Source organism: Rhodococcus sp. 06-156-4 (assembly GCF_002259345.1).
GTDB classification, from domain to species: domain Bacteria; phylum Actinomycetota; class Actinomycetes; order Mycobacteriales; family Mycobacteriaceae; genus Rhodococcoides; species Rhodococcoides fascians_E.
On record NZ_NPGB01000031.1, the window covers coordinates 141,169 to 158,174 of the forward strand.

Consider the following 17,006-nt stretch of genomic DNA (forward strand, 5'->3'; position numbering starts at 1 on the left):
CGCTCCGCAGCCTGGCGCCGGCCGGGGTTGACTGTCTGTCATGTCGATCGCGTCCGCGTCGACCTGACCGACATCGGGGTGGATGTGTTGTTGTGGAACGAAATTCAGCGATGGCAACCGTCGGAGATCACCCTGCTGGGTGCGCGGGTTGCACGGACGGCCGACTCTCTCGCCTCCACGGTCGGCGAGATCGAGGCCGCCGTTGCACAGCTCGAGTGGAGCGGAGACGCGGCCGATGCCGCACAGTTCTCGGTGTCGCACCTGATCGCGGACTACCGCGCTCACGCCGACGAGCTGGGTCGCATCGCCCGCGCTGTGACGACGTTCGCGAAACAGGCCCATCCTGTGCGGGCCGCGCTGCGAGAGTGCGACAGCATCGGCGTCGAACACAGGCTCGAGATTTCCGATTCGGGAACGGTGGCCGATCCGCTGATGACGTACTCCGTCGCGGCCGAGGATGCGTTCGACCATGCACGCGATCGCTTCAGGGTGATACGTGAGCTCGAGGCCCGAGCCCGGCAGGTGATCCGTCGTGCCACCGACATCGACGTCGCAACGGCCGCTGCGCTTGCCGCGGACGTCGATACAGCCCCGGACGTCTTACCCACGCCGACAGCGGCAGCAGCGGCGAACAACGTGTCCTGGCAGATGGCGAGTCCGGCGGAGCGAACGGCACTGCTCGTCCGTGATCCCGGCGCTGTCGGGAATCTCGACGGCGTTCCGGCCGAGGTACGCGACGCCGCGAATCGGAGGCTCCTGATCTCCGAGCGAGCGCGTCTGGAATCGGTTGCCGACCAGCTTGCTCGGACGTTGGACGGCAACGTCTTCGGCGGGCTGTTCGACGACGCGGACGCCGGTCTCGCTCAGACCGAGAAGCGGTTGAAAGCACTCGACGAGATCGAAGCCGTTCTGGCAGAGGGTAATCGCCAATTGCTGGTGCTGGACAACACCAGCGGTGAGGACACGTTGGCGGCTGTTTCGGTGGGTAACGTGTCGACCGCCACTCACGTCGCCGTGTTCGTCCCTGGACTGGATTCCGATATCGGCGGCGATGTCGGGCGCTACGACTCCGACATGGACGCGCTGGCTTCGACCGTGCGAAGCGTGCTGCCCCCGGACGAATCGGTGGCGTGCGTGACGTGGATGAACTACGAGGCGCCGCATCTCGGCTGGAACCTGCTCGATCCGACGCGCACAGTCGTCTCGCCGATGGCGGCCGCGGTCGGCGCTCCCCGTTTGGCTGCGTTCCTGGATGGTCTCGACGCCTCACGTACGGACGATCCGCATCTGACGCTGCTGGGGCACTCGTACGGTTCTCTCACTGCCGCGCTCGCCCTACGAGGGGTGTCCGGCGTGGACGATCTCGTGGCGCTGGGCTCACCCGGTCTCGGCTTCGACGACATCTCGGCACTCTCGGTACCGCCGGGACACACGTTCGTGGCGGAGGCGCGCGAGGACGTCGTCGCCGATACGGGGTTCTTCGGATCGGATCCGAGTGAGCTCGACGGTGTCAGGCCACTGGCGACGCGGTCCGACGGAGGTCTCTCGGACAGCCGAGGACACAGTGAGTATCTGACGGACGGCACCGCCACACAGCGAAACGTCGGCCTGGTGATCGCGGGTCGAGCCGATGAGGTGAGCGGCTAGACGCTACGTCTGCTGCGGGGTGTCCGCGCGCGTCGCGGCCTGTGCGGACGATCCGTTCACCGGGGACTCGCTGTAGTCCTCGAGGCTCGGCGGAGCGTCTGCCGGCGGGTCGAACGCGTTGCGCCGCTTGGACACGAGCACCGCAATGCCTCCGGCCGCACCCAGAACTGCGCCGACCGCGACGATCTTGCGTGTCGGAGTACCGAGCAGCGACGGGCCCGAGGAGGTCTTCGACGCACGGGTCTTCGCCGTCTGGATCTTCGACGATGCCGAGGTCACTCGACGGACTCGGCGACGGGCGGCTTCGCGTCGGGCCAGCGCGTACGCCCGGTTCGCCAGCTGTAGTCCGACGCCTGCGGATCCGGTTCCGAAAATTTTCGCTGCCTTGACGAGGGTGCCCCCGGTGCTCACGGCGACATCCCGGAACTGCGCAGACTTCGTTGTGCTCGTCATGCCCCCACTGTTCCACATCCTGTGCGGCCACATCCGACCGTCCGCGACCGGCCGACGAGCGCGGGGTGGCACGATGGTGGGGTGAGCACACCAAACAAGACATCAACGGCAACGCTGCACACCAACCGCGGCGACATCGTCATCGAGCTGTTCGGCAACCACGCGCCGAAGACCGTCGAGAACTTCACCGGCCTCGCGGACGGTTCCAAGGAGTACACGACGTCCAACGCGTCGGGCTCCGATTCCGGTCCGTTCTACGACGGCGCGATCTTCCACCGCGTCATCGACGGCTTCATGATCCAGGGCGGAGACCCCACCGGCACCGGTGCAGGTGGCCCCGGCTACAAGTTCGCCGACGAGTTCCACCCGGAACTCCAGTTCGACCGCCCCTACCTGCTGGCCATGGCCAACGCCGGACCGGGAACCAACGGATCGCAGTTCTTCATCACCACGACGAAGACGCCGCACCTCAACCGCAAGCACACCATCTTCGGTGAGGTCACCGACGAGGCGTCGAAGAAGGTCGTCGACGCTATCTCCGGCACTCCCGTCGGACGCGGTGACCGTCCCGTCGACGAGGTCGTCATCACCAGCGTCACGCTGGCCTGATACCTCGAGTTTCAACTCTCTTTCTCGAAGAGGAGCATCGGTAGATGACGAACCCCGGCTGGGGTGGCGCGTACGGCGATCAGCCCACTCCACCTCAGTCGAGGTGCGTCCGACACCCGGACCGGCCCACGGGCCTTGCGTGCTCGCGGTGCGGTCGTCCCGCGTGTCCACAGTGCCTGCAGGCAGCGGCCGTCGGGCAGCACTGCGTCGACTGTGTGCGTGCAGGCAATGTGCAGGTTCGTCGTGCACGCACCGTCGCCGGCGGGTCTGCGGACTCGACGTACGGTCTGGTCACGTACGTCATCATGGCGCTGAACGTTCTGGTGTTCGCGGCGACGGCCCTGCAGTCCCGCAGTGTCATGGACAACACCGGCGCGTCGTCGCTGTACGAGTCCTGGGCCTTGTTTCCGCCTGCCGTCGCGCTCGGAGACTACGAGCGGCTGATCGGTAGCGGATTTCTCCACTACGGCTTGATTCACCTGCTCGTCAACATGTTCGCGCTGTACATCATCGGTCGCGACGTGGAAGCGATCCTCGGAAAGACCCGCTACATCGCGGTGTACGTGGTTTCTCTCGTCGGCGGTAGTGCGTCGGTGATGCTGCTCGAGGACCCGTTCACCGCGACGGTCGGCGCATCCGGTGCCATCTTCGGCCTACTGGGCGCACAGGCGATCATCCTGCTCAAACTCCGCCGGAGCCCGACGCCTGCGCTGGTCGTGATCGGCCTCAACATCGTCATCAGCATCACCATCCCCGGCATCTCGCTGTGGGGACACATGGGTGGCCTGGTCGCCGGTGCGCTCGCGACGGCGGGCATTCTGTTCGTTCCCGCGCGGGTGCAGAACCGTCGGACCCGCAGCTACCTCGGATGGGCGGCCGTAGCCGCGGTCGCAGTGGTGGCGCTCGCGGTCATCGCCTTCCGGGTGCTCGACCTCCGGTCCCGAATGGGCCTCTGACGCTCTGCCTGTCTCCGGGGGCCGGTGTCGGGAGTGCTGTCAGCGCTCCTCGACGAATCCGCGTTGCTCGAGGGCGTCGTACACGTTCTGGGGGCTCGTCCCCAGATCCCACCGGCCGAAGATCACGAGTCGATCGTCGTCCTCGCCCGGGTGGCGGACGTTCAGCTCGAGCATCGGAACGCGACGTCCCAGCCGGGGGTACGGCACCAGCGTGATCCGGGAGATCTCGTCGCGCGTGTACGTGTGAATGCCGGACAACCGCTTCACGGACAGCCGTCCCGCCGAATCTATCCACAGGCGCGGTCGCTGATACGCAGCGAGACCGGCGATTATCCACAGGCCCAGGGCGCCGATCGAGATCAGCACGCGGCCCGCTGGATCGTTGTCGGTGAGAAATGCGGCCACGAGCAGGGCAAACCCGCCGACGGTCAGTGCGATCACCGCAGGCAGGGGCGTCGCCCACGACAAGTTGTCCACATTCTGTGGATGGCTGCCCGATTCATCCACAGGCTTTATCCACATTGGGGATGAATAACATGTGTGTAAGTAGATCGGCCGGACGACGGTAGGGCGACGCCGTCATCGCCACTTCATCGTCATGACGAGACCGACCACCATGAACCCGAAGCCGATCAGGAAGTTCCATGCTCCGAGGCTGTTCATCCACGAGATGTCCTCGGCGGCCAAGTAGTAGACGAGCAGCCACAGGAGCCCGACCAGCATGAATCCGAGCATCACGGCAACGTAGAACGGGCTGGACGGGCCCGACGCCACCGAACCGGGCGTACGCGTCCCGGGAGCGATCACATAGTCCTTCTTCTTGCGTACCTTCGATTTCGGCATTCCTCGCCCTTTCGTCGTCGCGGTCTTCGTCTGGGTGTGCACGGAAGCGGTGCCTGTGGATACCGGACTGTGAACAGCTGTGGACAATCGCGGACCGGCCTGTGGATGAACACGGCCGAGTCGCCACTGCGTGACCTTGCGGCCCGCGGAGATCCCCCGAGCAGGTAGCGTTCGGTGCTGTCACATGATCACGGCAGCCTGAAGGCCCAACTGCGTGCACATGTCCTGTACACGCTAGCTCAGCGGAAACGCTGGGGAGAGCACCGGAGGATTTCATGGCTTCGGACAACGACCGCTCGGGCGTGCTCGTGTCGCGCGCGTGGCAGGTGATGGTGGTCGTCGTGTGCCTTCTCGTCGGTGTGCTGTTGTCCACCACGCGGCAGTTCTCCAGCGGTGACGAGATCCGTCGGACCGACACCACACGCCTGTCGACGCTGGTCAGATCAGCTCAGGATGATGCGGACCAGGCCGAGAACACGCGGGACGAGCTGGCGGCGCAGGTCGAGCAACTCCAGCGGGAAGCCGGTGCCGGAGACTCCGACGTCGCCGACGCGCTCGCCGGCGTCGGCCCACTGTTGGCGCCTGCCGGGCTCGAGGCGGAGTCGGGCCCGGGAGTCGTGGTGACACTGACCGATGCACCGAGGGGAAGCGACGGGCGGTACGCCTCGGACGCATCCCCGGACGATCTCGTGGTCCATCAACAGGATGTGCAGAGCGTTCTCAACGCGTTGTGGTCCGGCGGCGCTACCGCGATCGCGATGCAGGACCAGCGGGTCGCCGGCAATGTCGCACCCCGGTGCATCGGAAACACGCTGCTGTTGGGCGGGCGGACGTACAGCCCGCCGTACATCGTCACCGCGCTGGGCGACGCGGCCGCACTGAACGCCGCTCTCGACGCCGAGCCGGGTGTGCAACTCTTTCGCCAGTACTCGGTCCGATACGGCCTGGGTCTCACCGTCGGAGCCTCCGACGATCTGACGGTGCCCGCATACCAGGGGTCTCTCCGGCTGCAGTTCGCCCAGCCAGGATGACCGACAGGCCGTGACCTATTCTGGGGCGCATGCGCATCCTCGTCGTCGACAACTACGACAGCTTCGTCTTCAACCTCGTCCAGTACCTGGGCCAGCTCGGAGTCGACGCGACGGTGTGGCGCAACGACGATCCGCGCTTGGACGACCGCGATGCCGTGGCCCGCGACTTCGACGGCATTCTGCTCAGCCCGGGACCAGGCACTCCTCAGCGTGCGGGAGCGACGATGGATCTCGTCACCGCCGCCGCGAAGGAAAGGACCCCTCTGTTGGGGGTGTGCCTCGGGCACCAGGCGATCGGGGCCGCGTTCGGTGCGACGGTCGACCGCGCGCCGGAACTACTGCACGGCAAGACCAGCTCGGTGAATCACGATGGCATCGGAGTCCTCGAAGGGCTGCCGCAACCGTTCACCGCTACTCGGTACCACTCGCTGACGGTGCTTGCCGACACCATTCCCGAGGAGCTCGAGGTGACGGGCCGAACCGACTCGGGTCTCGTGATGGCCATGCGGCACAAAGACTTTCCGATCCACGGTGTCCAGTTCCACCCGGAATCGATCATGACCGAGGGCGGGCACCGAATGTTGGCGAACTGGTTGAAGGTATGCGGGGCGGAAGCCGACGACGCGTTGGTGGATCGGCTCGAGGCCGAGGTAGCGCTGGCGTTTCGGTAGCAGCGAACGTGCCGATGTGACGGCCATCGGGCGCCCGTCGAACCAACCTGCACATCCCGCCGCTCGAATCCGTACGTGCACGCACCGCGGCGGGCATTTTGCTCCACTGTTCGGCCGAAGTCGGCAGGACGTGCACTTTTCGCCCCGATAGTGGAGGTTTTTGCCCGCTCGCCGTGTGTGAACGAGAGCGGACGTCAGCGCCCCGGAATTCCCAGGGCGCCGACCGTGACGTTGACGGTCTGGGTCTTGGTGATTTCCGACCCGGCTGGTTCGGCCTGATTGACGATGCGGTTCACGACGGTCGGGTCGAGCTGGACCTCGGTCGTGGTGCTGATGTTGGACGTCGTGCCGGTCCAGCCTGCGGACTCGAGGGCGGACAGTGCCTGGGACACCGTCAGACCGAGCAGGTCCGGCATCGGGATCTTGTCGCCGTTGGACACGCGCAGGGTGACGGTGTCACCTTCGACTGCGTTGGACCCACCTGCCGGGCTGGTCGAGACGACCTCTCCCACGGGTTGGCTCGAGTCGATGTTCTCGACCTGAACTCTGAATCCGGCGCCTTCGACGTTCGGCTGCGCCACGGCGACCTGCTGGCCGACGACGTCCGGCACACGGATCTGCGCAGGACCGGAGCCGAGGGTGATCTTCACGGACGATCCGACGGTGATGCCGACCCCCGACGACGGATTCTGCTCGACGACCTTGTCGAGGTTCTCCGGCGTCGACGGTGCACGTGCGCGGGTGCCGTCGAGTTCGAGGCCCAGCGCGGACAGGGCCTGTGCGGCCTGCTGTTCGGTCTTGCCGGTCAACTGCGGCACCTGAACCTGCTCGGGTCCGGTCGACACCTCGAGGTTGACGGTGCTCTTGGAGTCCACTTCGGCGCCTGCGCCCGGTCTGGTGGTGATGACGTCGCCGGATGCGACGGTGGCGTCGGGCTTCTCCTGGATCGCCACCCGCAGGTCGGCCTCCTGCAGGCGTGCTTCGGCGTCGGACGCGGACAGGTTGGACACGTCGGGGATCGCGACGCGGTCCGGTGAGGAGCCGGGGCCCAGAGACCACAGGAACGCACCCACGATTCCCACGATCACCAGTGCCGCGACGGACAGAAGGGCGATCCTGACGCCGCGGTGCCGCGGCTCGGAATCATCGGAGTCCGCGTGGCGCCCGGTGCTCGTGCTGTCGGCGGAGTCGGCGGTCGCCTTCGCTCGTGGTTGCGGTGCACGTGCGTCCATGGCGCCGAGGATCGTGGTGCGATCCTCGTCGTTCATGACGGTCGGTGCACTGGGGCGTTGCCCACCGAGGACGCGGACCAGATCGGTACGCATCTCCGCGGCGGACTGATAGCGGTTGGCGGGGTTCTTGGCCATCGCCTTGAGGATGATCGAGTCGAGTTCGCGCGGAACGTCTGGGTTGACGCGTGACGGAAGCTCGGGATCCTCACGGACGTGCTGGTAGGCGACGGCGACGGGCGAGTCACCCTTGAACGGCGGTTCCCCGGTGAGGATCTCGAACAGGACGCAGCCCAGCGAGTACACGTCCGACCGTGCGTCGACCTGCTCGCCCCTGGCCTGTTCCGGCGACAGGTACTGCGCGGTTCCGATGACGGCGGCGGTCTGCGTCATCGGGCTCGAGCTGTCGGCGATGGCGCGGGCGATGCCGAAGTCCATGACCTTGACGGCGCCGGCGTTGTTGATCATCACGTTCGCCGGTTTGACGTCGCGGTGGACGATTCCGTTGCGGTGCGAGAAATCCAGCGCAGCGCAGACGTCGGCGATGACTTCCATCGCGCGCCTGGCGGGCATCGGACCTTCGGCGCGCACGATGTCCCGCAGTGTGCTGCCGTCGACGTACTCCATGACGATGAACGGAAGCGGTCCTGCTTCCGTTTCGGCTTCACCGGTGTCGTAGACCGCGACGATCGCGGGATGGTTGAGTGCGGCCGCGTTCTGGGCTTCGCGACGGAAACGCAGGTAGAACGTGGGGTCGCGGGCGAGGTCGGCACGCAGGACCTTGATGGCGACGTCGCGGTCGAGGCGGTTGTCGCGCGCGAGATGAACCTCGGACATGCCACCGAATCCGAGAATCTCGCCCAGCTCGTAGCGGGACGAGAGGTTGCGGGGAGTCGTCATGGCTGTCCTAGTCGATCAAAGAAGGGTCGATCGGTGGGGGGTCGATCCGAGAATTCGTCCGCTGCGGCGGCGCCGTCCGTGGTGCCCGACGCCTGAGGTTCTTCCTCCTGGCCGCCGCCGATTCCGGGGATGGACGGCAACGTGAACGACGGGATGGTGATCCCGCCGCGGCTCGTCGTCGTGGTCTCCGAGGTGGTGGTCGGTTCGGTAGTCGTCGGTTCCGTCGTGGTCGTCGTGGTGGTGGTGGTCGTCGGTTCCGTGGTGGTCGTCGTCGGCTCGGTCGTGGTGGTGGACGGCTCCGTGGTGGTCGTCGTGGTCGTGACCGGCTGCTGAGACGTCGTCGGCGGAACGAACGGCGCGGGAGTTTCGTCCTCCCGATTCAGCAGCACGAACCCTCCGATGACGATCGCGAGGAGCAGCAGACCTCCGCCGCCCCAGGCGAGGGCCTTCTGCGCCGAGGACATGCCGGTCTGTTCGGGTACCGCAGGCGCAGCGGCACCTGTTGGTGGGCCGGTGTAGCGGTTCTGCGACGTCGGCATCATCTGCGTGCTGGTCGGCGTCGGCGCCGGTACGACGCCCGGCATCATCACTCGACCCGTGCCGGGTCCCCGGCTGGTACCGGGAGCGGGCGGCCTTCGGCCCGCGCGGACAGCGGCGACGGCGTCGGCGAATTCACCGCCGTTGGCGTAACGCTGTGCCGGGTCCTTCGCCATCGTGATCTCGATGAGCTCTCGGACGCCTGCAGGGAGGTCGGCGGGCAGCGGGGCAGGTGTCTCGCGCACGTGCTTCATCGCGACCGTCAAAGCCCCGTCGCCGACGAACGGGCGTGTCCCCGACAACGCCTCGTACCCGACGACTCCGAGCGAGTAGACGTCGGATGCCGAGGTGGCTTCCTCACCCAGGGCCTGTTCCGGCGCGATGTACTGCGCGGTGCCCATCACCATGCCGGTCTTCGTGACCGGGGAGGCGTCGACGGCCTTCGCGATTCCGAAGTCGGTGATCTTCACCTGGCCGGCCGGGGTGATCAGGATGTTTCCCGGCTTGACGTCGCGGTGTACCACTCCCGCGGTGTGGGCGACCTGCAGTGAACGCCCGGTCTGCTCGAGCATGTCGAGAGCATGACCGAGGGGGAGCCGGCCGATGCGTCCGAGGACGGCATTGAGGGGCTCGCCGTTGACGAGTTCCATCACCAGGTACGCGAGGGACTCGCCTGCTTCGTCGCGGGTCTCGCCGTAGTCGTAGACACCCGCGATGCCGGGGTGGTTGAGCTGGGCGGTGGTCCGGGCTTCGAAACGGAAGCGCTGCAGGAATTCCGGGTCCTCGGAGAACTCGGCCTTGAGCACCTTGACGGCGACCTTGCGATCGAGGCGGTTGTCCATCGCCTCCCACACCTGGCCCATTCCGCCTGTCGCGATCAGTCGTAGCAGGCGGTAGCGCTGTGCAATGACTGCACCGTTCTTCAGTGGCACGAGATGGTCACCTCCCCTGCAATCCGGCAGCGATGACGGCGCGACCGACCGGAGCTGCGACCGACCCACCGGTTGCGGCGAGGGCGCGGTCGCCGCCGTCCTCGACGATTACTGCGATTGCGATCTTCGGATTGTCGGCGGGCGCGAACCCGATGTACCAGGCGTGCGGCGGTGTGTTCCGCGGATCGGTGCCGTGCTCGGCGGTTCCGGTCTTCGACGCGATCTGCACGCCCGGGATCTTGCCTTCGCCGCCGGTGTTGTTCTCCGACCCGATCATCAGGTCGGTGAGCGTCTTCGCGGTTTCGGGACTGATCGCCTCGCCTGCGGACTGCGGGACCGTCGTCGACAGGTTGGACAGGTCAGGGGACTGCAGCTGGCTGACCAGGTGCGGGTCCATCCGTACACCGGAGTTGGCGACGGTCGCCGCGATCACCGCGTCCTGCAACGGCGTCAGTGCGACATCGCGCTGTCCGATGCTGGACTGACCCAGGGCGGCATCGTCGGGGATCTGGCCGATGGTGCTGTCCGCGACAGGCAGCGGCAGCGACGTCGTCTCGCTGCCGATTCCGAATGCGCTCGCCGTGTCCTTCAGTGCGTCGGCGCCGGTTGCGATACCGAGCTCGACGAAGGCGGTGTTGCACGAGCGCGCGAAGGCCTCACGCAGCGTCGCCGTCGGGCCGCCGCCGCAGGTGCTTCCGTTGTAGTTCTCGAGGGTGGTCTCGGTGCCGGGCAGCGTGATGGTCGGGGCCGCCGTCAACTGGTCGTCGGGTGTTGCACCGTTCTGGAGGGCCGCGGCGGTGACGAGCACCTTGAACGTCGACCCGGGCGGGTACGTCGCCGAGATGGCGCGGTTCAGAAGCGGTTTCGCGGGGTCGGCGTTCAGTGCGTCCCAGGCCTCGGTGGTCTGCGCGCCGTCGTGGCTGGCCAGCAGGTTCGGGTCGTAGCTCGGCGAGCTGGCCATCGCGAGGATGTTGCCGGTCGACGGTTCGATCGCCACGACCGATCCGGTGTATCCGCGGGAGAACAGCTGATCGTAGGCGACCTGCTGGACGACGGGATCGATTGTCGTGACGACGTTGCCGCCGCGTGGGTCGCGTCCGGAGATCAGGTCGAACAGGCGGCGACCGAACAGGCGGTCGTCGGAGCCGTTGAGTACTTGATCCTCGGTCCGCTCGAGGCCGGTGCTCGAGTACAGCATCGAGTAGAACCCGGTGATCGGGGCGTTGGCCATCGGGCTGTTGGGCGCCAACTGGTTCGGTGGGTAGGTACGCAGGTACTTGTACCGATCGTCGGTGGCGATCGACGCGGCGAGGACCTGGCCGCCGGCCGAGATCTGACCGCGCTGGCGGGAGTACTCGTCGAGCAGGACTCGGGAGTTGCGTGGATCGGACCTCAGGTCGTCGGCCTTGATGACCTGCAGGTACGTGGCGTTGAGCAGCAGCGCGACGACCATCACCATGACGGCGACGGAGACGCGACGGAGCGGAGTGTTCATGAGCGCTTCACCATCTCGGTCGGTGCCTCGGCGATGGGGGCGGCCGGTGCCGGCTTCTTCTTCGGCGTCGCGGGTTCACGTGCGGCGTCGGAGATCTTGATCAGCAGGGCGACGAGCAGGTAGTTGGCGAGAAGCGACGATCCTCCGTAGGACAGGTACGGCGTGGTGAGGCCGGTGAGCGGGATGAGCTTGGTGACGCCGCCGACGACGACGAACAACTGGATCGCGACGGTGAAGGACAGGCCTGCGGCGAGGAGTTTGCCGAAGCTGTCACGCACCGCCAACGCAGTCCGCAGACCACGGATGATGAAGACCAGGTACAGGACCAGCACCGCGGTGAGTCCGATGAGGCCGAGTTCCTCGCCGATGGCCGCGATGATGAAGTCGGTCTTCGCGAACGGCACCTGCGACGGACGTCCGCTGCCGAGGCCCGTTCCTGCGAGACCACCGGTGGCGAAACTGAACATCGACTGGACGATCTGGTAGCCGGTGTCGTTGTAGTCGTCGAAAGGGTGCAGCCACGTGTCGGTACGGATCTTGACGTGGCCGAACACCTGGTACGCGAACAGGAACCCGACGAGCAGCAGGCCGAAACCGATGATGAGCCATCCGACGCGTTCGGTCGCGATGTAGATCATCACCAGCACGGTGCCGAAGATCAGCAGCGACGAACCGAGGTCCTTCTCGAACACGAGAACACCGACGGAGACGATCCACACCAGAAGGATGGGCCCCAGGTCGCGGGCGCGGGGGAAGTCCATGCCGAGGAAGTGCTTACCGGCGGTGGTGAACAGTTCACGCTTGGCGACCAGCAGCGACGCGAAGAAGATGAGCAGCAGGATCTTCGCGAACTCGCCCGGCTGAATGCTGAACCCCGGCAGCCTGATCCAGATCTTGGAACCGTTGACCTCGGAGAACGCCGATGGTAGGACGGCCGGGATGGCGAGCAGCACCAAACCGCACAATCCGACGGTGTAGCTGTACCGAGCGAGGGTGCGGTAGTCGCGGAGGAGAACGAGGAGCGCGATGAAACCGGCGATGGCCAGGGTTGTCCACAGGACTTGCTGGTTGGCGTCGGGAGACGGAATCTCCTGTCCCAGATACGCAGCCGACTGCTGGTCCGCGAGATCCAGTCGATGGATCAACACCAATCCGAGCCCGTTGAGCAGCGCCACGATCGGCAGCAGCAGCGGGTCGGCGTACGGAGCGAACCGACGTACGGCCAGATGAGCGACTGTGACCAGCGCGAGGTACGCCAGACCGTACTTCGCCAGATCCCACGTGATCGCCTGTTCCTGGCTCGCTTCCACCAGAACGAGCGACAGCGTCGTGATGAGCACTGCGATACCGAGCAGAAGCAACTCGATGTTGCGGCGATTGGACTGGACCGGAGCAGGCGCGAATCCGCCCGGTGGGCTCGGAAAGGACGCCCCCACAGATGGATTGGAGCTCATCAAGTACCGGTCCTGCAGTTCTGACCCGGCAACTGGGTGACCGTGGGTGCCGGAGTGGTCGTGGTCGGCGGCGCAGCAGGATCGGCAGGCGGCGCGGCCGGGTCTGCGGGCGGTGCAGGAGGTGCCGCCGGATCCGCGGGCGGCGCGGCGGGCGTCGGCGACGGAGTGGTCTGGCTCGTCGTCGAGGCGACCTCGTCGCACGGCGGGAGAAGATCTCCCGAGGCGAGGCGGTTCATCTGACTGTCGACGTCGTCCAGCTTGCCCGACGGCAGCCCCGCGCGCACCTGCTCACGGGCGGCAGGAGCGAGGTCGTCGACCTGGAAGACGGTGCAGTCGGCGGGAACGGTGTCGGGTGCGCTCAACGTGAGTGCCCCCTCGTCGCCGAGGCATCCGATGCTGTGCACGGATTGCAACGAGTATCCGAGGATCGAACCGGGCACACCGCGCATCACGGCGACGCGGCCGTTGTCCTCGCCCACGTAGTAGTTGCCACGGATGGCCGCATTGGCGACGAAGGCGCCACCGACGAGCAAAGCGACGACGGCGAGAGCAACGAGCGTCCACCGCAGCTTGTGCGACTTCTTCTCCGGCACCGGTGCAGGCGTCGTCACCCGCTTCGGTGTGGTCCGGGGTGGGCGCATGGCCGCGGCGCGTCCGGCTGCCGTGTTCGGCGGCGGAGCGTCTTCCTCGTCCTCGGTGCTGGCTGCGCCGCCGAGAATGGGCGAGCTCTGCCCGTAGTCGATGTCCACGACGTCGGCGACGACGACGGTCACGTTGTCCGGACCGCCACTGCGCAGCGCCAATTCGATGAGGCGGTCCGCGCACGACGCGCAATCGCCCTCGTTCATCGTGTTCTCGATGGTCTCGTCGCTCACGACGTCGGACAATCCGTCGGAGCACAGGAGATAACGGTCTCCGGCTTTCGCTTCCCGCACGGTCAGCGTCGGCTCGATCTCGTTGCCGGTCAACGCGCGCATGATCAACGAACGCTGCGGGTGCGTATGTGCCTGTTCGGCGGTGATCCTGCCCTCGTCGACGAGGGACTGGACGAACGTGTCGTCGCGGGTGATCTGGGTCAGCTTGGTGTCGCGGAGCATGTAGGCGCGGGAGTCGCCGATGTGGCAGAGCCCGATCTTCCTGCCTGCGAACAGAATTGCGGTCAGGGTTGTGCCCATGCCGTCGAGCTCGGGCTCGTCCTCGACCTGATCGGCGATGGACGCGTTGCCTTCGCGCGTCGCGGCTTCGAGCTTGCCGAGGAGGTCGTCGCCCGGTTCGTCGTCGTCGAGGTGCGCGAGCGCGGCGATCATCAACTGCGACGCCACCTCGCCTGCCGCGTGGCCGCCCATGCCGTCGGCGAGGGCGAGAAGACGCGCACCGGCGTAGACGGAATCCTCGTTGTTCGAGCGCACCAAGCCGCGATCACTGCGGGCGGCGTATCGCAGTACCAGTGTCACGGGCGCAGCTCGATCACGGTCTTACCGACACGCACCGGCGTGCCGAGCGGAACTCGAACTGCCGTCGTCACCTTCGCGCGATCGAGGTAGGTCCCGTTGGTCGAACCCAGATCCTCGACGTACCAGTCGCCGCCGCGTGGCGAGATTCGAGCGTGGCGAGTGGACGCGTAATCGTCGGTCAGCACGAGCGTTGAGTCATCCGCGCGGCCGATGAGAACCGGCTGGGTACCGAGTGAAATTCGTGTTCCGGCGAGACCGCCCTGTGTCACCACTAGATTCTTGGCAACCTTCTGTTTGTTGAACGACGGGAGAACTTTCGACCCGCCCGAGTACCGCGCAGGCATCCGCATGCCCGACGCCGCGTAGATGTCGCTGCGAAGCGTGCGAAGTACGGCCCAGACGAAGAACCACAACAACAGCAGAAAGCCTGCCCTGGTCAACTGCAGAATCAAGCCCTGCACAGCCGTCCACCTCCTTCGCAGGTCGTACTTGGTCGGCGTCGCGGGCGTACGCCGGGATCTCCCCCCGAGTCGCCAGCGATCGTAATGACACGACGTCTCACGCAGCATCCTAAGGGGAAGCTGCGCGTGTCGATCACCATACGGGTGAGGTGCGTCAGACGATGCGGACGAGGATCTCCGAGTGACCAGCGCGAATGACGTCGCCGTCGGCGAGTTGCCAATCCTGGACCGGTGATCCGTTGACCGTCGTTCCGTTGGTGGATCCGAGGTCGGAGAGCATCGCCACCCGGCCGTCCCAGCGGATCTCGACGTGCCGGCGGGACACGCCGGTGTCCGGGAGACGGAACTGGGCGTCCTGGCCACGTCCGATGATGTTCTGGCCGTCGCGGAGCTGGAAGTACCGTCCGCTGCCGTCCTCGAGTTGCAGCGTTGCCGTCAGGCCCTGGCTATCGGAGTACGCGGGCTCGTCGTAACCGTAGGCAGGCTGCTGATACCCCGCGGTGGGGTACTGGCCCTGGGGGTACCCGTTCTGCTGCGGCGGGTAGTCGTACGCGGGCTGCTGGTAGCCGGCGGGTTCGGCGTACGCCTGCTGGTCGTAGCCCTGGTCCGCGTATGCTTGTTGGCCGTAGTTCTGCTGTCCGTATGCCTGCTGGTCGTAACCCTGGCGTCCGTACGACGGATCGGAGTAGGCCTGGCCGCCCTGATCACGTGCAGCCTGCTCATGCCCTGCCTGCTCGTACCCGTTCTGATCCGCGTACGCCTGCTGGCCGTATGCCTGCTGGTCGTATCCCTGATCCGGATACTGCTGGTCGTAGCCCTGATCTGCGTACTGCTGGTCGCCGTACGCCTGGTCGTCGTGGCCCTGGCCGTAGGACTGCGGGTCGTACTGACCCTCCTGGACGGGTGCCTGTGCTGCCGGGGCGCCGTAGCCGCCTCCGTACGGCGCACCGTTGCGGTAGCCCTGGTCTGCTGCTGCGCGCGGATCGCGCCCGTTCTGCTGTGCGTACCGAGGATCCTGACCCGGCGCCGGGTATCCGCCGCGTGCGCGAGGGTCGGGGCGAGAGCCGTCGGCCGGGTCGCGTTGCGGGTCGTAACCTGGGTTCTGCGTCATGTGGCCGGCTCCTGATGTCGACTTAGGTGGGGCGGACGGGCGCGGGGGTCGCGGACCGGGTGCTGCAGGTTTCTGTGGCGCGGCACCGGCTGCAGTCGGTGATCGTCCCACATCGGGGTCGACCGAACCACTGGCCCGGAACTGGCCGGTGTGCAAAGTAGGGGACGGCTCGAAGCGAACCACGATCTCTCCGTACGTCTGCCAGCCCTGATCGCGTATGTAGTCGCCCAGGTGGCGGGAGAAAGCCTTCATGGTCAGGTCCTGGTCCGCGGCCAGCTCCTCGTGATCGGAGCTGTTGATGGTGATCACATAGCTGTTGGGGGCGAGATAATGACCACCGTCGAGTGGGCGGACTCTGTCCGACGCCTCCTGCTGAAGTGCCGCCTCGACCTCTTGGGGAACGACACCGCCGCCGAACACTCGGGCGAAGACGTCGCCCACTGCGCCCTGGAGCTTTCGCTCGAAACGCTGGACAATGCCCATGGTGACCTCACTTCCCGGTCGTGCTTCGTTGGATTGCGCCTCAGGCGCGTGTCGCCTACAGGTCGTCGTCTCAGCATGATATACGTTGCCGCTCGGAGCCTGTCGGTGCTGCAGTCGGCCGACGAACGGGCACGATTTTCATGCAGCGATATCTGCGTGTTAATGTTCACCGGTCGCCCGGGCGGGTGGCGGAATGGCAGACGCGCTGGCTTCAGGTGCCAGTGTCCTTCGGGACGTGGGGGTTCAAGTCCCCCTCCGCCCACAACACTGGCCGCAGCTGATTCACTCGCTGCGGCCAGTAGTCATTTTCGGGGTAGTGCGTCCAGGACGCGTCCGATCGGATCGAAATTTCCTCCGTGTAATTACCGGATCCTCTTCCAGTACCGCAGAACTCGCCGCGAACGCGGGCCGATGAGGGTATTTTTCGAGTTCGAACGATCATCGAGCGAGCCAGGGGGGCGCAATGCGGGGGTCAGGAAATTGTAAAAGCCCAGGTAGAGAGCCTGAATAGGCTTACCTTATTTGCAGGTTGGCCTAGGTGCTGACTTATCGTTTGTTGTTGGACCGACGTACCCAATTGTCGATCCGCCCGAAAGGCACCTTCGTTTCACCGTTTCGAGCGCACCCGCTCGACGTTATCCGAAGATCGCCTCCGGTGGTGCTGCTTCAACGGCGAACGGCACCGAATAGCCGTCCGCGACGGCCGGTTATCTGTGCCGCGCCGATCCGACGTACTTGAA

General features: G+C 66.1%; 15 protein-coding genes and 1 tRNA gene. 6 read left to right on the top strand and 10 right to left on the bottom strand.

Features of this window, described 5'->3' with window-relative positions:
* The first annotated feature begins 27 nt into the window (after positions 1-27).
* The gene (locus CH290_RS23185; protein ID WP_052083170.1) at positions 28-1,647 is read left to right on the top strand and encodes an alpha/beta hydrolase; all 1,620 of its coding nucleotides are present in this window, start codon (positions 28-30) and stop codon (positions 1,645-1,647) included.
* Between the two features lie 3 nt (positions 1,648-1,650).
* Here CH290_RS23185 and CH290_RS23190 read toward each other — a convergent pair whose 3' ends face one another.
* Positions 1,651-2,100, bottom strand: a complete 450-nt coding sequence (locus CH290_RS23190; RefSeq protein WP_019665042.1) for a hypothetical protein — start codon at positions 2,098-2,100, stop codon at positions 1,651-1,653.
* 81 nt (positions 2,101-2,181) lie between these two features.
* Between CH290_RS23190 and CH290_RS23195 the strand changes: the two genes are divergently transcribed.
* Together CH290_RS23195 and CH290_RS23200 are read left to right on the top strand one after the other, a co-directional pair.
* Positions 2,182-2,709 carry a peptidylprolyl isomerase gene (locus tag CH290_RS23195; RefSeq protein ID WP_019665041.1) on the top strand — a complete coding sequence of 176 codons (528 nt, stop codon included), beginning with the start codon at positions 2,182-2,184 and terminating at the stop codon, positions 2,707-2,709.
* 44 nt (positions 2,710-2,753) lie between these two features.
* Positions 2,754-3,665, top strand: coding sequence for a rhomboid family intramembrane serine protease (locus CH290_RS23200; protein ID WP_033189437.1), 912 nt, complete (start codon positions 2,754-2,756; stop codon positions 3,663-3,665).
* A gap of 39 nt (positions 3,666-3,704) precedes the next feature.
* Here CH290_RS23200 and CH290_RS23205 read toward each other — a convergent pair whose 3' ends face one another.
* Together CH290_RS23205 and crgA are read right to left on the bottom strand one after the other, a co-directional pair.
* Entirely contained in the window at positions 3,705-4,187 is a 483-nt protein-coding gene (locus CH290_RS23205) for a PH domain-containing protein (protein ID WP_170947521.1), read from the bottom strand.
* 57 nt (positions 4,188-4,244) lie between these two features.
* Entirely contained in the window at positions 4,245-4,508 is a 264-nt protein-coding gene (gene crgA / locus CH290_RS23210; protein ID WP_019665038.1) for a cell division protein CrgA, read from the bottom strand.
* Between the two features lie 275 nt (positions 4,509-4,783).
* Between crgA and CH290_RS23215 the strand changes: the two genes are divergently transcribed.
* Together CH290_RS23215 and CH290_RS23220 are read left to right on the top strand one after the other, a co-directional pair.
* Entirely contained in the window at positions 4,784-5,539 is a 756-nt protein-coding gene (locus CH290_RS23215; protein WP_033189436.1) for a DUF881 domain-containing protein, read from the top strand.
* Positions 5,540-5,568: 29 nt separating this feature from the next.
* Positions 5,569-6,210 carry an aminodeoxychorismate/anthranilate synthase component II gene (locus tag CH290_RS23220; RefSeq protein WP_033189435.1) on the top strand — a complete coding sequence of 214 codons (642 nt, stop codon included), beginning with the start codon at positions 5,569-5,571 and terminating at the stop codon, positions 6,208-6,210.
* Positions 6,211-6,404: 194 nt separating this feature from the next.
* On the opposite strand, the gene pknB is transcribed toward CH290_RS23220, so the two are convergent.
* From pknB to CH290_RS23255, 7 genes are all read right to left on the bottom strand, one after another.
* Positions 6,405-8,339, bottom strand: a complete 1,935-nt coding sequence (pknB, locus tag CH290_RS23225) for a Stk1 family PASTA domain-containing Ser/Thr kinase (protein ID WP_019665035.1) — start codon at positions 8,337-8,339, stop codon at positions 6,405-6,407.
* Positions 8,336-9,808, bottom strand: a complete 1,473-nt coding sequence (locus CH290_RS23230; protein ID WP_179276779.1) for a serine/threonine-protein kinase — start codon at positions 9,806-9,808, stop codon at positions 8,336-8,338. The genes pknB and CH290_RS23230 overlap by 4 nt, the downstream gene beginning before the upstream one ends.
* A gap of 7 nt (positions 9,809-9,815) precedes the next feature.
* A complete protein-coding gene (locus CH290_RS23235; RefSeq protein ID WP_019665033.1) occupies positions 9,816-11,303 on the bottom strand; it encodes a peptidoglycan D,D-transpeptidase FtsI family protein in 1,488 nt (495 codons plus the stop codon).
* Positions 11,300-12,757: an FtsW/RodA/SpoVE family cell cycle protein gene (locus CH290_RS23240; RefSeq protein ID WP_026347777.1), complete on the bottom strand. Its 1,458-nt coding sequence runs from the start codon at positions 12,755-12,757 to the stop codon at positions 11,300-11,302. The genes CH290_RS23235 and CH290_RS23240 overlap by 4 nt, the downstream gene beginning before the upstream one ends.
* Positions 12,757-14,211: a PP2C family protein-serine/threonine phosphatase gene (locus CH290_RS23245; RefSeq protein WP_019665031.1), complete on the bottom strand. Its 1,455-nt coding sequence runs from the start codon at positions 14,209-14,211 to the stop codon at positions 12,757-12,759. The genes CH290_RS23240 and CH290_RS23245 overlap by 1 nt, the downstream gene beginning before the upstream one ends.
* Positions 14,208-14,672, bottom strand: coding sequence for an FHA domain-containing protein FhaB/FipA (locus CH290_RS23250; protein ID WP_020112263.1), 465 nt, complete (start codon positions 14,670-14,672; stop codon positions 14,208-14,210). The genes CH290_RS23245 and CH290_RS23250 overlap by 4 nt, the downstream gene beginning before the upstream one ends.
* A 154-nt stretch (positions 14,673-14,826) precedes the next feature.
* Positions 14,827-16,266 carry an FHA domain-containing protein gene (locus tag CH290_RS23255; RefSeq protein WP_020112264.1) on the bottom strand — a complete coding sequence of 480 codons (1,440 nt, stop codon included), beginning with the start codon at positions 16,264-16,266 and terminating at the stop codon, positions 14,827-14,829.
* A gap of 179 nt (positions 16,267-16,445) precedes the next feature.
* Between CH290_RS23255 and CH290_RS23260 the strand changes: the two genes are divergently transcribed.
* Positions 16,446-16,528 (top strand) — tRNA-Leu (locus CH290_RS23260).
* Positions 16,529-17,006: the final 478 nt, after the last annotated feature.

Bases quoted from the DNA above. Each gene is read 5' to 3' on its own strand.
- crgA (WP_019665038.1), bottom strand. From the start codon at position 4,508: ATGCCGAAATCGAAGGTACGCAAGAAGAAGGACTATGTGATCGCTCCC.
- pknB (WP_019665035.1), bottom strand. From the start codon at position 8,339: ATGACGACTCCCCGCAACCTCTCGTCCCGCTACGAGCTGGGCGAGATT.
- CH290_RS23205 (WP_170947521.1), bottom strand. From the start codon at position 4,187: ATGTGGATAAAGCCTGTGGATGAATCGGGCAGCCATCCACAGAATGTG.
- CH290_RS23235 (WP_019665033.1), bottom strand. From the start codon at position 11,303: ATGAACACTCCGCTCCGTCGCGTCTCCGTCGCCGTCATGGTGATGGTC.
- CH290_RS23220 (WP_033189435.1), top strand. From the start codon at position 5,569: ATGCGCATCCTCGTCGTCGACAACTACGACAGCTTCGTCTTCAACCTC.
- CH290_RS23255 (WP_020112264.1), bottom strand. From the start codon at position 16,266: ATGGGCATTGTCCAGCGTTTCGAGCGAAAGCTCCAGGGCGCAGTGGGC.
- CH290_RS23190 (WP_019665042.1), bottom strand. From the start codon at position 2,100: ATGACGAGCACAACGAAGTCTGCGCAGTTCCGGGATGTCGCCGTGAGC.
- CH290_RS23215 (WP_033189436.1), top strand. From the start codon at position 4,784: ATGGCTTCGGACAACGACCGCTCGGGCGTGCTCGTGTCGCGCGCGTGG.
- CH290_RS23200 (WP_033189437.1), top strand. From the start codon at position 2,754: ATGACGAACCCCGGCTGGGGTGGCGCGTACGGCGATCAGCCCACTCCA.
- CH290_RS23240 (WP_026347777.1), bottom strand. From the start codon at position 12,757: ATGAGCTCCAATCCATCTGTGGGGGCGTCCTTTCCGAGCCCACCGGGC.